General features: G+C 70.3%; 15 protein-coding genes. 7 read left to right on the forward strand and 8 right to left on the reverse strand.

The window, feature by feature from the left end; translation table 11 throughout:
* Positions 1 to 359: 359 nt before the first annotated feature.
* Positions 360 to 1,001: a DNA-3-methyladenine glycosylase gene (locus ACFWBD_RS40785; protein WP_385679057.1), complete on the reverse strand. Its 642-nt coding sequence runs from the start codon at positions 999 to 1,001 to the stop codon at positions 360 to 362.
* A gap of 151 nt (positions 1,002 to 1,152) precedes the next feature.
* On the opposite strand from ACFWBD_RS40785, the gene ACFWBD_RS40790 reads away from it, so the two are divergent.
* The 3 genes from ACFWBD_RS40790 (at position 1,153) to ACFWBD_RS40800 (ending at position 3,299) form a co-directional block, all read left to right on the forward strand.
* Complete coding sequence (locus ACFWBD_RS40790; RefSeq protein ID WP_385679060.1) at positions 1,153 to 1,935, forward strand: sporulation protein; 783 nt, start codon at positions 1,153 to 1,155, stop codon at positions 1,933 to 1,935.
* Positions 1,936 to 2,055: 120 nt separating this feature from the next.
* The gene (locus ACFWBD_RS40795; protein WP_385679063.1) at positions 2,056 to 2,595 is read left to right on the forward strand and encodes a YbhB/YbcL family Raf kinase inhibitor-like protein; all 540 of its coding nucleotides are present in this window, start codon (positions 2,056 to 2,058) and stop codon (positions 2,593 to 2,595) included.
* Between the two features lie 197 nt (positions 2,596 to 2,792).
* The gene (locus tag ACFWBD_RS40800; RefSeq protein WP_385679066.1) at positions 2,793 to 3,299 is read left to right on the forward strand and encodes an HNH endonuclease; all 507 of its coding nucleotides are present in this window, start codon (positions 2,793 to 2,795) and stop codon (positions 3,297 to 3,299) included.
* 106 nt (positions 3,300 to 3,405) lie between these two features.
* Here the strand turns inward: ACFWBD_RS40800 and ACFWBD_RS40805 are convergent, their stop codons facing one another.
* The 3 genes from ACFWBD_RS40805 to ACFWBD_RS40815 all read right to left on the reverse strand — a co-directional run bounded on the left by ACFWBD_RS40805 (position 3,406) and on the right by ACFWBD_RS40815 (position 5,784).
* Positions 3,406 to 4,359: an SPFH domain-containing protein gene (locus ACFWBD_RS40805; RefSeq protein WP_385679069.1), complete on the reverse strand. Its 954-nt coding sequence runs from the start codon at positions 4,357 to 4,359 to the stop codon at positions 3,406 to 3,408.
* 142 nt (positions 4,360 to 4,501) lie between these two features.
* Positions 4,502 to 4,933 carry an NfeD family protein gene (locus tag ACFWBD_RS40810; RefSeq protein ID WP_385679072.1) on the reverse strand — a complete coding sequence of 144 codons (432 nt, stop codon included), beginning with the start codon at positions 4,931 to 4,933 and terminating at the stop codon, positions 4,502 to 4,504.
* Positions 4,934 to 4,986: 53 nt separating this feature from the next.
* A complete protein-coding gene (locus ACFWBD_RS40815) occupies positions 4,987 to 5,784 on the reverse strand; it encodes an ABC transporter ATP-binding protein (RefSeq protein ID WP_385679075.1) in 798 nt (265 codons plus the stop codon).
* Between the two features lie 153 nt (positions 5,785 to 5,937).
* On the opposite strand from ACFWBD_RS40815, the gene ACFWBD_RS40820 reads away from it, so the two are divergent.
* Positions 5,938 to 6,726 carry a hypothetical protein gene (locus ACFWBD_RS40820; protein ID WP_385679078.1) on the forward strand — a complete coding sequence of 263 codons (789 nt, stop codon included), beginning with the start codon at positions 5,938 to 5,940 and terminating at the stop codon, positions 6,724 to 6,726.
* A gap of 216 nt (positions 6,727 to 6,942) precedes the next feature.
* Here the strand turns inward: ACFWBD_RS40820 and ACFWBD_RS40825 are convergent, their stop codons facing one another.
* From ACFWBD_RS40825 to ACFWBD_RS40840, 4 genes are all read right to left on the reverse strand, one after another.
* Complete coding sequence (locus ACFWBD_RS40825) at positions 6,943 to 7,182, reverse strand: chaplin (RefSeq protein ID WP_385679081.1); 240 nt, start codon at positions 7,180 to 7,182, stop codon at positions 6,943 to 6,945.
* Positions 7,183 to 7,373: 191 nt separating this feature from the next.
* Positions 7,374 to 7,619, reverse strand: coding sequence for a chaplin ChpE (gene chpE, locus ACFWBD_RS40830; protein WP_020130386.1), 246 nt, complete (start codon positions 7,617 to 7,619; stop codon positions 7,374 to 7,376).
* A 189-nt stretch (positions 7,620 to 7,808) separates the two neighbouring features.
* Positions 7,809 to 8,450: a response regulator transcription factor gene (locus ACFWBD_RS40835; RefSeq protein ID WP_020130387.1), complete on the reverse strand. Its 642-nt coding sequence runs from the start codon at positions 8,448 to 8,450 to the stop codon at positions 7,809 to 7,811.
* On the reverse strand, positions 8,443 to 9,588 hold the full coding sequence (locus ACFWBD_RS40840) for a GAF domain-containing sensor histidine kinase (RefSeq protein ID WP_385679085.1): 1,146 nt from the start codon (positions 9,586 to 9,588) through the stop codon (positions 8,443 to 8,445). The genes ACFWBD_RS40835 and ACFWBD_RS40840 overlap by 8 nt, the downstream gene beginning before the upstream one ends.
* A 241-nt stretch (positions 9,589 to 9,829) precedes the next feature.
* Between ACFWBD_RS40840 and ACFWBD_RS40845 the strand changes: the two genes are divergently transcribed.
* From ACFWBD_RS40845 to ACFWBD_RS40855, 3 genes are all read left to right on the forward strand, one after another.
* The gene (locus ACFWBD_RS40845) at positions 9,830 to 10,528 is read left to right on the forward strand and encodes an SDR family NAD(P)-dependent oxidoreductase (protein WP_385679088.1); all 699 of its coding nucleotides are present in this window, start codon (positions 9,830 to 9,832) and stop codon (positions 10,526 to 10,528) included.
* Entirely contained in the window at positions 10,525 to 11,652 is a 1,128-nt protein-coding gene (locus ACFWBD_RS40850) for an S-adenosylmethionine:tRNA ribosyltransferase-isomerase (RefSeq protein WP_385679091.1), read from the forward strand. Before ACFWBD_RS40845 ends, ACFWBD_RS40850 begins: the two co-directional genes overlap by 4 nt.
* 302 nt (positions 11,653 to 11,954) lie before the next feature.
* Complete coding sequence (locus ACFWBD_RS40855; RefSeq protein WP_385679094.1) at positions 11,955 to 12,692, forward strand: transglycosylase SLT domain-containing protein; 738 nt, start codon at positions 11,955 to 11,957, stop codon at positions 12,690 to 12,692.
* The last annotated feature ends 51 nt before the right edge of the window (positions 12,693 to 12,743 follow it).

The raw sequence follows: 12,743 nt of genomic DNA on the forward strand, positions 1-12,743 counted from the left end.
GGAACGGACGCTTCCTTTGTACTCACCCGAGAGACTCTCTCAGGCTTTCCTCCGGGCGCTTCCCTTCGGTCTTGCGTTTCCGACTCTATCAGATCCTTTTCTTGATCCGATTCCCTGTCGGGGGGTTGTCTTGGGCTTTGGACTTTCGCCTGTCGGCCTTTCGACATTCACTACGTTAGCCGATTCCCTCTGCAACTCATAATCGAGTTCCGCCGGGTTGGAATTCGGGCATGCGGGCATGCCGAATTCGCTCCCGCTGAGGGGCGTTGTAGGTAGTGGGTTGGCCGCTTCCGACTGCCGGCGAATGCCGTACCCGGTTCAAGCGGCTCGGGCCACGTTACGCGCCGGCCAACAGCGAGTCAACTTCGGCGACGCCTGGGGACGTGAGCCCGATAGGGGCTCACCGTCGGGTCGCCTGCGACCCAGTACCGCCAGGGGTGGACCGCTCCGTCGCCGGAGACTCCGGTGCGCGGGCCGTTGCGTACCTGGTCGGAGGGGACAGGGGTGCCGGTCAGGATCCTCAAGGGGGTGTCCCCCGTGGCGCAGGCGTCCGTACCGTCGAGGGCTCGGTCCACGCCCAGGGCGGTGGCCAGGCGGGCGGGCCCTTTGGCCAGTTCCTTGTCATTTCGGGCCGAGAGTCGACGTTTGCGGGCCGACTCGGCGCCCTCGACGATCTCGCCGGCGCGGAGCAGGACGGCGCTCGCAGTGCCGTCCGGACCGCAGACGAGGTTCATGCAGTGCCACATGCCGTAGGTGAAGTAGACGTACACATGTCCGGGCGGACCGAACATCACGCCGTTGCGGGCCGTGGGACCGCGATAGGCGTGGGAGCCCGGGTCGCTCGGGCCGTCGTAGGCCTCGACCTCCGTGAGGCGCAGGGTGACCGGACCGTCGGGGGTCGTACGGACGAGGAGCCGGCCGAGCAGATCCTGGGCCACCTCCAGGACAGGGCGGTCGAAGAAGGACCTGGGGAGGGGCGTACGGTCGGGGGTCGCGATCATGCCCTCCGAGCGTAGTGCAGACGCGTGGGTGCGTCGGGGTGGTCAGCGGGCATCCGTCTTGCCAGGGTGTGGGGCACGGAACCGGCCACGCCGGGATCGCGTATGTAGGGGTCGAGGGATCCCGTAAGAAGAAGGTCGTAGAGGGAGAGACATGGCGTTCAAGAAGCTGCTCGCGAGTCTGGGGGCCGGTGGGGCTTCGGTCGAGACGGTGCTGACCGAGGTCAACGTCGTTCCGGGCGGTGTCGTACAGGGTGAGGTGCGGATCCAGGGCGGGTCCGTCAACCAGCAGATCGAGGGGCTCTCGGTCGGGCTTCAGGCCAAGGTCGAGGTCGAGAGCGGCGACCAGGAGTACAAGCAGGACATCGAGTTCACGAAGCTGCGCCTCGGGGGTGCCTTCGAGCTCCAGGCCGGCGCCGTGCACGCGGTGCCGTTCGGGCTCGAGATCCCGTGGGAGACGCCGGTCACGACGATCGACGGCCAGACGTTGCGCGGCATGAACATCGGTGTGACCACGGAGCTGGAGATCGCCCGCGCCGTGGACTCCGGTGACCTGGACCCGATCAACGTGCACCCGTTGCCGGCGCAGAAGGCGATCCTGGACGCCTTCATCCAGCTGGGCTTCCGCTTCAAGAACGCGGACCTGGAGCGCGGGCACATCCGCGGCACGCGGCAGAAGCTGCCGTTCTACCAGGAGATCGAGTTCTTCCCGCCGTCGCAGTACCGGGGGCTGAACCAGGTCGAGCTGAGCTTCGTGGCCGACGAGCACACGATGGACGTCGTGCTGGAGATGGACAAGAAGCCGGGGCTGTTCAGCGAGGGCAGTGACACCTTCCGCTCGTTCCAGGTGGGTCTGCACGACTACCAGGCCACCGACTGGGCGGGGTACCTCAACCAGTGGCTGTCCGAGGTCGGCAGCAAGCGCAACTGGTTCTGAGCCACAGAGAGGGCCCGGAGTGCCGTACGGCGTTCCGGGCCCTCTGTGCGTCCTCGCGACGGCGGTGAAGGTCGTAGGCTCCGAAGGGAGTGCCTTGCCGATCGATCAGGAGGTATCGAAGTGACCGAGCCGAAGAGGCGGCCACTGCCCCACGATTTCCATCCGCCGGTGCCGTCGTTCACGGTCACGAGCGAGGACGTGGAGGAGGGGGCGACGCTCAAGGACGCCCAGGTCCACGCGGCGGGGAACACCTCGCCGCAGCTGCGGTGGGCGGGTTTCCCGTCCGGGACCAAGAGTTTCGCCGTGACCTGCTACGACCCCGATGCTCCGACGGGCAGCGGATTCTGGCACTGGGTCCTGTTCGACATCCCGGCCTCGGTGACCGAGCTGCCCACGGGTGCGGGCGGCGGCAAGTTCGAGGGGCTGCCGGAGGGCGCCGTACACGCGCGCAACGACTACGGCACCAAGGAGTTCGGCGGGGCCGCTCCGCCGCCCGGGGACGGACCGCACCGGTACGTCTTCACGGTGTACGCGGTGGATCAGGAGAAGCTCGGCCCGGACGCCGACGCCTCGCCCGCCGCCGTGGGATTCAATCTGCGGTTCCACACGATCGCCCGCGCTCAGCTCATCGGTGAGTACGAACTTCCCGCGGAGGGATGAGTCAGCTCATCGTTCATGGAACGTTTGCCCGCCTCTGGTCTTGGAAGTGATCAGAGGCGGGCATTTTTGTTGCCGGGGGTCGCGGGGGTCACCGCCCGTGAAGCAGCAGATATTGCGTTGTCCATCTCGGCGTGCCCGGCCAGAGTTGATCCCAGCCCGCCAGGGGGTGGGCCGGTGCACACAGGAGGTGGGCTGGTATGCGGGACACGCTGGTACTGAACGCGAGCTTCGAGCCGCTGTCGACGGTGACGTTGAACCGAGCCGTCGTTCTGGTGCTTCAGGACAAGGCCGTCGTCGAGCAGGCCCACCCCGAACTCCGGATGCGCGGAGCCGAGGTCGACATCCCGGCGCCTCGTGTGATCAGGCTGTGCAGATACGTACGAGTGCCGTTCCGAAGACAAGCTCCGTGGTCGAGGCGGGGTGTGCTGATAAGGGACCGGCACCGCTGCGCCTACTGCGGTCGCCGGGCGACGACCGTGGACCACGTGGTGCCGCGGGCCCAGGGGGGTCAGGACGTGTGGCTGAACACCGTCGCCTCGTGCGCGGAGGACAATCACCGTAAAGCGGACCGGACTCCGGAGCAGGCGAAGATGCCGTTGCTGCGGCAGCCGTTCGAGCCGACGCCGGCGGACGCGATGCTCCTGGCCTTGGGGCAGGAGGACTTCGCTGCCCTGCCTGGCTGGTTGGCCGGGGAGGCCGCGTAGCGCTCCGCGCGGGGCCGGTTTTCTGTCTGCGGGACGCTGCGGCTGGTCGCACAGTTCCCCGCGCCCCTTCAGGGCACGGGGAACTAGGCGGAGTCGAGGAGATTCCTCAGTCGATCGACGGCTTCTCGCGGCGCTCGTTGCCGTTGTCGCCGTTGCCGGAGTTGCGGCCTCCCGAATTGCCGCCAAAGTTGCCGAAGTTGCCCATGGCGCCGGACAACCCCTTGAGTGCGTCGCCGATTTCGCTGGGGACGATCCAGAGCTTGTTGGCGTTGCCTTCGGCGATCTTCGGGAGCATCTGGAGGTACTGGTAGGAGAGGAGCTTCTGGTCCGGGTCGCCTGCGTGGATGGCCTCGAAGACCGTGCGCACGGCCTGGGCCTCGCCCTCGGCGCGCAGGGCGGCTGCCTTGGCCTCACCCTCGGCGCGCAGGATCTGGGACTGCTTCTCGCCCTCGGCGGTGAGGATGGCGGCCTGGCGCGTGCCTTCGGCGGTGAGGATCGCGGCGCGCTTGTCACGGTCGGCGCGCATCTGCTTCTCCATCGAGTCCTGGATGGAGGTCGGGGGCTCGATGGCCTTCAGTTCCACGCGGTTGACGCGGATGCCCCACTTGCCGGTCGCCTCGTCGAGGACTCCGCGCAGCGCCGCGTTGATCTCCTCGCGGGAGGTCAGGGTCCGCTCGAGGTCCATGCCGCCGATGATGTTGCGGAGCGTGGTGACGGTGAGCTGCTCGATCGCCTGGATGTAGCTGGCGACTTCGTAGGTCGCGGCCCGGGCGTCGGTCACCTGGTAGTAGATGACGGTGTCGATGTTCACGACCAGGTTGTCCTGGGTGATCACCGGCTGGGGCGGGAACGGCACGACCTGTTCACGCAGGTCGATGCGGTTGCGGATGGTGTCTATGAACGGGACGACGATGTTGAGGCCCGCGTTGAGTGTCCGCGTGTAGCGACCGAACCGCTCCACGATGGCGGCACTCGCCTGTGGGATGACCTGGATCGTCTTGATCAGGGCGATGAAGACCAACACCACCAGAATGACCAGGACGATGATGACCGGTTCCATCGCGGCTCCCCGTACCTTTCTCCGCCTCGGCGCTTTCGGAAGATCTTATGCCTGTTGAAGATCTTGCTGGACGAGTGTGACAGACCGTCGTGCGGCTCGTGAGGTGTTCTGTTCACTTACGTCGTGCGGGAGTTGCGCGGAGTCAGATGACGATCGCCGTGGCCCCCTCGATGTCCACGACGTCGACTTCCTGCCCCACGTCGTAGGAGCGGTCGGTGTCGAGGGCGCGTGCCGACCAGATCTCGCCGGCGAGTTTGATGCGGCCGCCCGAGCCGTCGACGCGCTCGAGCACGACGGCCTGTTTGCCCTTCAACGCGTCGATGCCGGTGGCGAGTCGGGGACGCTGCTTGGCGTGCTTGGTCGCGATCGGGCGTACGACGGCGATCAGTGCGACGGAGACGACGATGAAGACGAGCACCTGGGCGACGGCTCCGAAGCCGAGGCCTGCCGCGACGGCCGCGGCCACCGCTCCGACCGCGAGCATGCCGAATTCGGGCATGGCGGTCACCACGAGCGGGATTCCGAGCGCTGCCGCGCCGACGAGCCACCACACCCACGCGTCGATGTCGTTCACACCGTCATGGTAGAGCCGCACGTCCTGCCGGGGACAGGGCGCACAAGGAGCGGTCAGGACATCGGCAGGCCCTGTGCGGTCCAGCGGTCGCCGACCTGTTCCACGACGAGCGGAAGGCCGAAGCAGAGGGAGAGGTTGCGGGAGCTGAGCTCGAGCTCTACCGGGCCCGCGGCGAGGACCTTGCCCTGGCGGATCATGAGGACGTGGGTGAAGCCGGGGGCGATCTCCTCGACGTGGTGGGTCACCATGATCATCGAGGGGGCGATGGGGTCGCGCGCGAGGCGGCCGAGACGGCGTACGAGGTCCTCGCGGCCGCCGAGGTCCAGGCCGGCGGCGGGCTCGTCGAGGAGCAGCAGCTCGGGGTCGGTCATCAGGGCGCGGGCGATGAGGGTGCGCTTGCGCTCGCCCTCGGAGAGCGTGCCGAACCTGCGGTCCAGGTAGTCGCTCATGCCGAGGCGGTCGAGGAAGGCGCGGGCGCGCTGCTCGTCGATGTCCTCGTACTCCTCCTGCCAGCCGGCGGTCATGCCGTACGCGGCGGTCAGTACCGTCTGGAGGACGGTCTGGCGCTTGGGGAGCTTGTCGGCGAGGGCGATGCCGGCCATGCCGACGCGCGGGCGCAGCTCGAAGACGTCGGTGCCGGGGCTGCCGAGGGTCTCCCCGAGGATGGAGACGGTGCCGGCGCTGGGGAAGAGGTAGGTCGAGGCGATGTTCAGGAGGGTCGTCTTGCCGGCCCCGTTGGGACCGAGGATGACCCAGCGCTCGCCCTCCTTGACCGACCAGGAGACCTGGTCCACCAGAGCCCGGCCCTCACGGACCACGGATACGTCCTGAAGCTCCAGAACATCGCTCATGAGCGCGTTGTCTCCCCTTGCTGTGTGGCCGGTCGGTTGTCGCGGGCGCCTGTGGCTCGGACCGCCGCGCATGGGTGGGCGCGGCCTCTCCGGGAAAATCTACGCCACCGGTCGGGCGGCCCGTTCCATCGGTCCGGTCCTTAGGGTGGGGGCATGCTCTCGGAACCGCGCTCTGGTCGTCTTGTCGCTTGGGGAAATGCCCTGTTGGCCGGATTTGTCTCGCCGGATGACGCCGTGCTCGCCATCGTCGGCGAGGACGCCGTGCACCGGGTGGAGGGGCTGCCTGGGGAGTCGGTGCCCGTCGGACTCACGCTCGGGCTCGGGCGGCTGCGGGCGCTCGGGGTGAGCGGGCTGCGGGTGGCCCTGCCCGCGCCGGGGCATCCGCTGGGGTTGAGCGGCCCGCCGGAGTTCAACACGCGGGCGCTGGAGGCGGAGGAGGCGGTGGTCTGTCACGGCGCCGGGTACGGGCTGGTGCCGGAGGTGTACGAGGCCGGCCCCGACGGTGATGTGCATGTCGAGGTCGTGTGGCACTGCCTGCCGGTGCGGGAGGCTCCACCGGCCGACGTACCGTCGCTGGGCGAGGCGGAACGGGAGCTGGCGGAGGCGTTGCGGGACGCCACGGCGGTGCTGGCGCGGCTGGACCTGGCGGGATCGGGGCCGGTGGCGGAGGCGGCGATCGACGCGTACCGGGCCCGGGCCGAGCGGGGGCGGGAGATCTTGGCGCCGGGGTATCCGTCTCGGGCGGTGCGGGTGCTGGAGCTGGCGCAGCGGGTGGGGCTGCTGGTGTCCCTCGCCTATGAGAACGGACCCGGGGGTGCGGTGAGCTCGGCGGAGATGGCGGTGCGGGCGGAGGCCTTGCGGCCGGTCGAGCGGACGGGGCGGCGAGCTCAGGTCGCCGCGTACAACTCCGTTGTGGAGGAGCGGGAGCGGGGGGTGCGGTGAGCGGGGGGTTTTCGGCGAGGGCTGTCGGTGTGGGCGTCCTCCGGGGGCTGTGCCCCCAGGCCCTCCTCCGGCCCTGAAGGGGCCTTGTCCTCAAGCTCCCCCGGAGGGGCGCCCCCGGACCGGCTGGATTGCCGGGCGGCCTTGAAAGGTCGCGGCATGCAGAGGACCCACGCGTCGTCGATGACGCATGGGCCCTTCTGTGGTGCGGCTACGAACTCAGTCGTTGATGCAGGTGTTGGCGAACGCCGGGTTCAGCACGCCGACCAGGTTGATCGTGTTGCCGCAGAGGTTGACCGGGATGTGCACCGGCACCTGGATGACGTTGCCCGAGGCAACGCCCGGCGACTTCACGGCCGCGCCTTCGGCACCCGCGTCGGCGACGGCGGCACCGGCCGAGGCGCCCGCGGCGATACCCGCGACGGTGAGGGCCACGGCAGCCTTCTTGGCGATGTTCATGGGAAGAGTTCCTCCTGCGTTTGCGTGTCCGACCCGGCCGCGGGTCGTGGACTGCCCAACGCGGGAGTGATCGGGAACGATGCGGGGCCGCCGGGAAGACACCTCGTTCGGATCATTGGAGCGACAAACAGACCGGCCCCCCTCGGTGGGGCCGAGGGAGGCCGGAGGTCACCGCGGGTGCGGGCGGGACCTCAGTGGTTGAGACCCAGGTTGCCGAAGGCCGGGTTCAGCACGCCGATGACGTTCACGCTGTTGCCGACCACGTTGACCGGGACGTGCACCGGGGCCTGGACGAGATTGCCCGAGACGACGCCCGGCGAGCCCTTGGCCTCGCCGAGGGCGGTGGCGCCGTCGGCGGCGGAGGCCATGCCGGCACCCGCGGCCATCAGCCCGCCGGCCACCATCGTCACGGCCGCTGCCTTCTTCAGGTTCTTCACTTCTGACCCCTCCTGGCGATTGCCGCGGCAGTCGCCGCGGCACGCACTGGAGAACGGCGGCGAGCCCCGAAGGATGCGCCATCCGGGGGACATTCCCACGACGGTATGAATCTCGGATCGGAAGTCAACCTTCCACGTTGCCCGGCCGGAGCGCCCCGCGACGCTCCGGGTGGTGCGCCGGAGCGTGTCTCAGCGGGTCACGCCATGGCGTACGGCCCACAGCGCGGCCTGGGTGCGGTCCGCGAGGTCGAGCTTCATCAGGATGTTCGAGACGTGTGTCTTGACGGTCTTCTCGGAGAGGACCAGGGCCCGGGCGATCTCGCGGTTGGAGCGGCCGTCCGCTATCAGGCCGAGCACCTCGCGCTCGCGTTCCGTGAGCGCGCCGCCTCTGCCCTGGCCCGAGGTGCCCTCGTCCTGGGAGAGGAGTGCGCCGGCGACCTCCGGCTGGAGCAGGATGTGCCCGGCGTGGACCGAGCGGATGGCGCCGGCCAGGGCGTCGGGGTCCACGTCCTTGTAGACGTACCCGGCGGCGCCCGCGCGCAGGGCCGGGACCACGGTGCGCTGTTCGGTGAAGCTGGTGACGATCAGCACGCGCGCGGGGTTGGCCAGGTCGCGGAGCCTGCGGAGGGCCTCGACGCCGTCCATGCCGGGCATCTTGACGTCCATCAGGACGACGTCGGGCTTCAACTCCTCGGCGAGGGCGACTCCTTCGGCGCCGTCGGCGGCCTCGCCGACGACCTCGATGTCGTCCTGCACCTCCAGGAAGGTGCGCAGGCCCCGGCGGACGACCTGGTGGTCGTCGACGAGCAGCACCTTGATTGCGTCAGCCACCGGGAGCCTCTATCTCGATCGTGGTGCCCTTGCCGGGCGCCGAGTCCACCGTGAGCGTGCCACCGACCCCGCTCGCCCGGTCCCGCATCGACACCAGTCCGAGGTGTCGGCCGGCCCGGCGGACCGTCGTCGGGTCGAAGCCGCCGCCGTCGTCCGTGACGCGCAGGACCGTGCCCGGGCCGCGTTTTCCGAGGGTCACGTCGACGCGCTGTGCCCCGGAGTGGCGCAGCGCGTTGTGCAGAGCCTCCTGGGCGACCCGCAGCAGGGCCTCCTCCTGCGCGGCGGGCAGCGCGCGGACGCCCTGACTGGTGAAGGTCACGCGCGCGGTGTGGGCGCGGTCGAGGACCTGGATGTGGGTGCGGAGGGTGGCGACCAGGCCGTCCTCGTCGAGGGCGGCGGGGCGCAACTCCACGACGGCGGCGCGCAGTTCGTCGGCGGCTTCGGCGGCGAGCGCGGCGACCTGCTGCAGTTCGCCCTTCGCGCGCGCGGGGTCGCGGTCGACGAGGGCGGTGGCGGCCTGGGCCGTCAGGCGCAGGGAGAACAGCTTCTGGCTGACCGCGTCGTGCAGCTCGTGGGCCAGCCGGGAGCGTTCCTCGGCGATCGTCAGTTCGCGGCTGCGCTCGTACAGGCGGGCGTTGGTGAGGGCTATCGCGGCGTGCTGGGCGAGGATCGCGAGCAGTTCCTCGTCGTCCTCGGTGAAGCCGCAGCCGCCTTGGGGCTTGACGCAGTTCTTGTTGGCCAGGAACAGGGCCCCGAGGACCTCGTCGCCGTCCCGGACGGGCAGGCCCAGGAAGTCGGACATCTCGGGGTGGGCGGACGGCCAGCCCTCGAAGCGCGGGTCCTTGCGGACGTCGGCGAGGCGCTGGGGCCGGGCCTCCTGGAGCATCGCCGCCAGAATGCCGTGCTGGCGGGGCAGCGGGCCGATGGCCTTCCACTGCTCCTCGCCGACACCGTCGACGACGAACTGGGCGAACCCGCCGTGGTCGTCGGGCACGCCGAGGGCGGCGTACTGCGCGTCCAGCAGTTCGCGGGCGGAGGCGACGATCGTCTTGAGGACGTCGCGGACCTCGAGGTGCCTGCTCATGGCCAGCAGCGCGGAGCTAACCGCGGCGAGGCCGGACCGGGGGCCTTGACTCATGCCCTCACGGTACCGGCGGGGTGTGACAGCGCGGATCGGACCTGTGGCGGCCAGGGGCTGGGGCGCAGGACCTAGGACGGAGGTCCCGGGTACCGCGGCCCAGGGCGCGGGGACCGGGTGCGAAGGCGTACGACGAAGGGACCCTCCGGCCTGCGTCCCGCGTCCGAGGCGGAGGCGCGGGGCCGGTTCCTACGTTGGGATCACCGCCGCAAGGAGGCGGTCGGACGAGGGGACGGTTGTCATGCCGGTTGCGATCATCACGGGTGCGTCGAAGGGGCTGGGACGGGCACTGGCCGAGGCGCTGGCCGCACGGGGCTGGGATCTGGTGCTCGACGCCAGAACCGTGGAGGTGCTGAAGGAGACGGCGGCGGCCGTGGCGGCGCACGGGACCCGGGTCGAGGCCCGTGCGGGGGACGTCACGGATGCGGCGCACCGGGCCGAGCTGGTGGCGGCCGCCTGGCGGCTCGGGGGCTGCGACCTGCTGGTGAACAACGCGAGTGCGTTGGGAGCCGAGCCGCTGGTGCGGCTGGCCGAGCTGCCCCTGGACGGGCTGCGGCGGGCGCTGGAGGTGAACGTCGTGGCGGCGCTGGGACTGGTGCAGGAGGCGCTGCCACTGCTGCTCGGGGCGCGGGCGGGGGCGGTGATCACCGTCAGCTCGGACGCGGCCGCCGAGGCGTACGGGACGTGGGGCGGCTACGGAGCGTCCAAGGCGGCGCTGGACCAGCTCTCGGCGGTGCTCGGCGCGGAGGAGCCGGGGCTGCGGGTGTGGGCGGTGGACCCCGGGGACATGGCCACGGACCTGTACGCGGCGGCCGTCCCGGACGACGATGATCCGCGGCCGGATCCGGCCGGTGTGGCGCCGGCCTTCCTGCGGCTGCTGGACGAGCGTCCGGCGAGCGGGCGGTACGGGGCTCCGGCCCTGCTGGAGGGACGGCGATGACGCTGGCCGTGCAGCGGGTTCCGCAGGAGCTGTCGGCGCGGGTGCCGGCCGAGCAGCGTGGGCCGGGGCGGGACCGCGACGACGTACGGCTGCTGGTCTCGCGGGGGACGGAGGTCACGCATCACGCGTTCCGGGAGCTGCCGTGTCTGCTGCGGGCCGGGGACCTGCTCGTGGTGAACACCTCGCCGACGCTGGCGGCGGCCGTGGACGGGCGGGTCGGGCACGCGCGTGTGGTGGTGCACTTCTCCACGCGCGGTGACGACGGACGGTGGGCCGTCGAGCTGCGGGAGCCGGACGGGAAGGGCACCACCCGGGCGCGGGCGGGCGGGCCCGCGGGGGCCGAGGTGCGGCTGGCCGGGGGTGTGCGGCTGGCGCTGGAGGAGCCGCTGAGCCCGGGGAGCGGGCGGCTGTGGTGGGCGCGGGTGTCTCCTGCCGGGTCGGTGCAGTCGTCTGCCGGGGCGGTGCCCGGGCTGCTGCGGGAGCACGGGCGGCCCATTCGCTACTCCTATACGGAGCGGGACCAGCCGCTGTCCGTCTATCAGACGGTGTTCGCGCTGCCGTCGGCCGACGGCACGGGCAGTGCGGAGATGCCGAGTGCGGCGCGGCCCTTCACCGCGCGGCTGGTGGCGGAGCTGGTGAGCCGGGGGGTGCAGTTCGCGCCGATCACCCTGCACACCGGGGTCGCCTCGGCGGAGGCGCACGAGCCGCCGTACCCGGAGCGGTTCGCGGTGCCCGAGGCGTCGGCGCGGCTGATCAACGCCGTGCGCGGTGGCGGAGGGAGACGGGCGGGCAGGCGGGTGATCGCGGTGGGGACGACCGCTGTGCGAGCCGTGGAGTCGGCGACCGGGGCGGACGGGCTCGTACGCGCGCGTGCGGGATGGACGGATCTCGTCGTCACCCCCGCGCGCGGGGTACGGGTGGTGGACGGGCTGCTGACCGGGCTGCACGAGCCGGAGGCCTCGCATCTGCTGATGCTGGAGGCGGTGGCGGGGCGGGCCGCGATCAGCCGTGGCTACGAGGAGGCGCTGGGCGGGCGCTACCTGTGGCACGAGTTCGGGGACGTGCACCTCGTCCTTCCGGAGGAGAGCGCTGACGCAGAGCATTGCTCGGGCAACTATCTGTGAGAACAGGGTGGGGCCCGTGTGAGCCCGCACATAGGGCGCGGATCACGTACTAGGGGCAATAGGAGATAAAGGGGACGCGGTGAACGGGGCAGATGGTTCTATCTGTCCCGATTTGCCCTTCCCTGATCCACTATCGGGGATCGTACGTCACACCTTTGCCTGCCCTTTTTGCGGCCGCTAACAATGGCTCTCGTCGCTCAGCGCCGTGGGTTCTCCCCCGGCGGCGCCCGTGCCACAAGCACCCGCTGTCCGCCGTCGGACGAAGAGAGCGACCTCCGCGCTATTCGAAGAGGTCCATCCGCATGCCCAAGAACACTCGTAAGATCGCGATCGCCGGTGCCGCCACGCTCGGTGCCGCCGCCCTCGCCTTCTCCGTGGTGCCGGCCGACGCGCAGACGACCACTACGGACGCCGTCTCCTCGGCCCGGGTCGCCTACAGCACGACGCCGGTGCAGGCCGTCAAGGCCAGCGTGACCGACCAGCTGGCCACGACGAGCGTGAAGGTCGACGCCATCGAGGCCAAGAAGAAGGCCGCCGCGGCCGCCGCCGCGAAGAAGAAGGCCGCCGCCGAGGCCGCCGCGAAGGCAGCCGTCGCGAAGAAGAAGGCGGCCGCAGCGGCCGCGGCCAAGAAGGCCGCCGCCGCGCGCAAGGCCGCCAAGGAGGCCGCGAGCCGGTCCGCCAAGCGTGTGGTGGTCAAGAAGGTCGCCACCAAGAGCTACGCGAACAACCTCGACGGCTGGATCAAGCACTCCCTGGACATCATGAAGGCCAAGGGCATCCCGGGCTCCTACAGCGGTCTGCACCGCAACATCATCCGGGAGTCCTCGGGCAACCCGCAGGCGATCAACAACTGGGACATCAACGCCATCAACGGCATCCCGTCCAAGGGGCTGCTCCAGGTGATCCCGCCGACCTTCACCGCGTACCACGTCGCCGGGACGTCCTGGAACATCTACGACCCGGTCGCCAACATCACCGCCGCGGCGAACTACGCGGCCGACAAGTACGGCACGATCGACAACGTCGACAGCGCGTACTGAGCGACCTCCGTACGCCGATGGGCGGCACCCCGGATCCGGGGTGCCGCCCAT

The sequence above is a fragment of the Streptomyces sp. NPDC060002 genome, from assembly GCF_042737245.1.
GTDB lineage: Bacteria > Actinomycetota > Actinomycetes > Streptomycetales > Streptomycetaceae > Streptomyces.

Coding starts and splice junctions, on each gene's coding strand:
- ACFWBD_RS40785 (WP_385679057.1), bottom strand. CDS start 1,001: ATGATCGCGACCCCCGACCGTACGCCCCTCCCCAGGTCCTTCTTCGAC.
- ACFWBD_RS40790 (WP_385679060.1), top strand. CDS start 1,153: ATGGCGTTCAAGAAGCTGCTCGCGAGTCTGGGGGCCGGTGGGGCTTCG.
- ACFWBD_RS40800 (WP_385679066.1), top strand. CDS start 2,793: ATGCGGGACACGCTGGTACTGAACGCGAGCTTCGAGCCGCTGTCGACG.
- ACFWBD_RS40805 (WP_385679069.1), bottom strand. CDS start 4,359: ATGGAACCGGTCATCATCGTCCTGGTCATTCTGGTGGTGTTGGTCTTC.
- ACFWBD_RS40815 (WP_385679075.1), bottom strand. CDS start 5,784: ATGAGCGATGTTCTGGAGCTTCAGGACGTATCCGTGGTCCGTGAGGGC.
- ACFWBD_RS40820 (WP_385679078.1), top strand. CDS start 5,938: ATGCTCTCGGAACCGCGCTCTGGTCGTCTTGTCGCTTGGGGAAATGCC.
- ACFWBD_RS40825 (WP_385679081.1), bottom strand. CDS start 7,182: ATGAACATCGCCAAGAAGGCTGCCGTGGCCCTCACCGTCGCGGGTATC.
- ACFWBD_RS40840 (WP_385679085.1), bottom strand. CDS start 9,588: ATGAGTCAAGGCCCCCGGTCCGGCCTCGCCGCGGTTAGCTCCGCGCTG.
- ACFWBD_RS40845 (WP_385679088.1), top strand. CDS start 9,830: ATGCCGGTTGCGATCATCACGGGTGCGTCGAAGGGGCTGGGACGGGCA.
- ACFWBD_RS40850 (WP_385679091.1), top strand. CDS start 10,525: ATGACGCTGGCCGTGCAGCGGGTTCCGCAGGAGCTGTCGGCGCGGGTG.
- ACFWBD_RS40855 (WP_385679094.1), top strand. CDS start 11,955: ATGCCCAAGAACACTCGTAAGATCGCGATCGCCGGTGCCGCCACGCTC.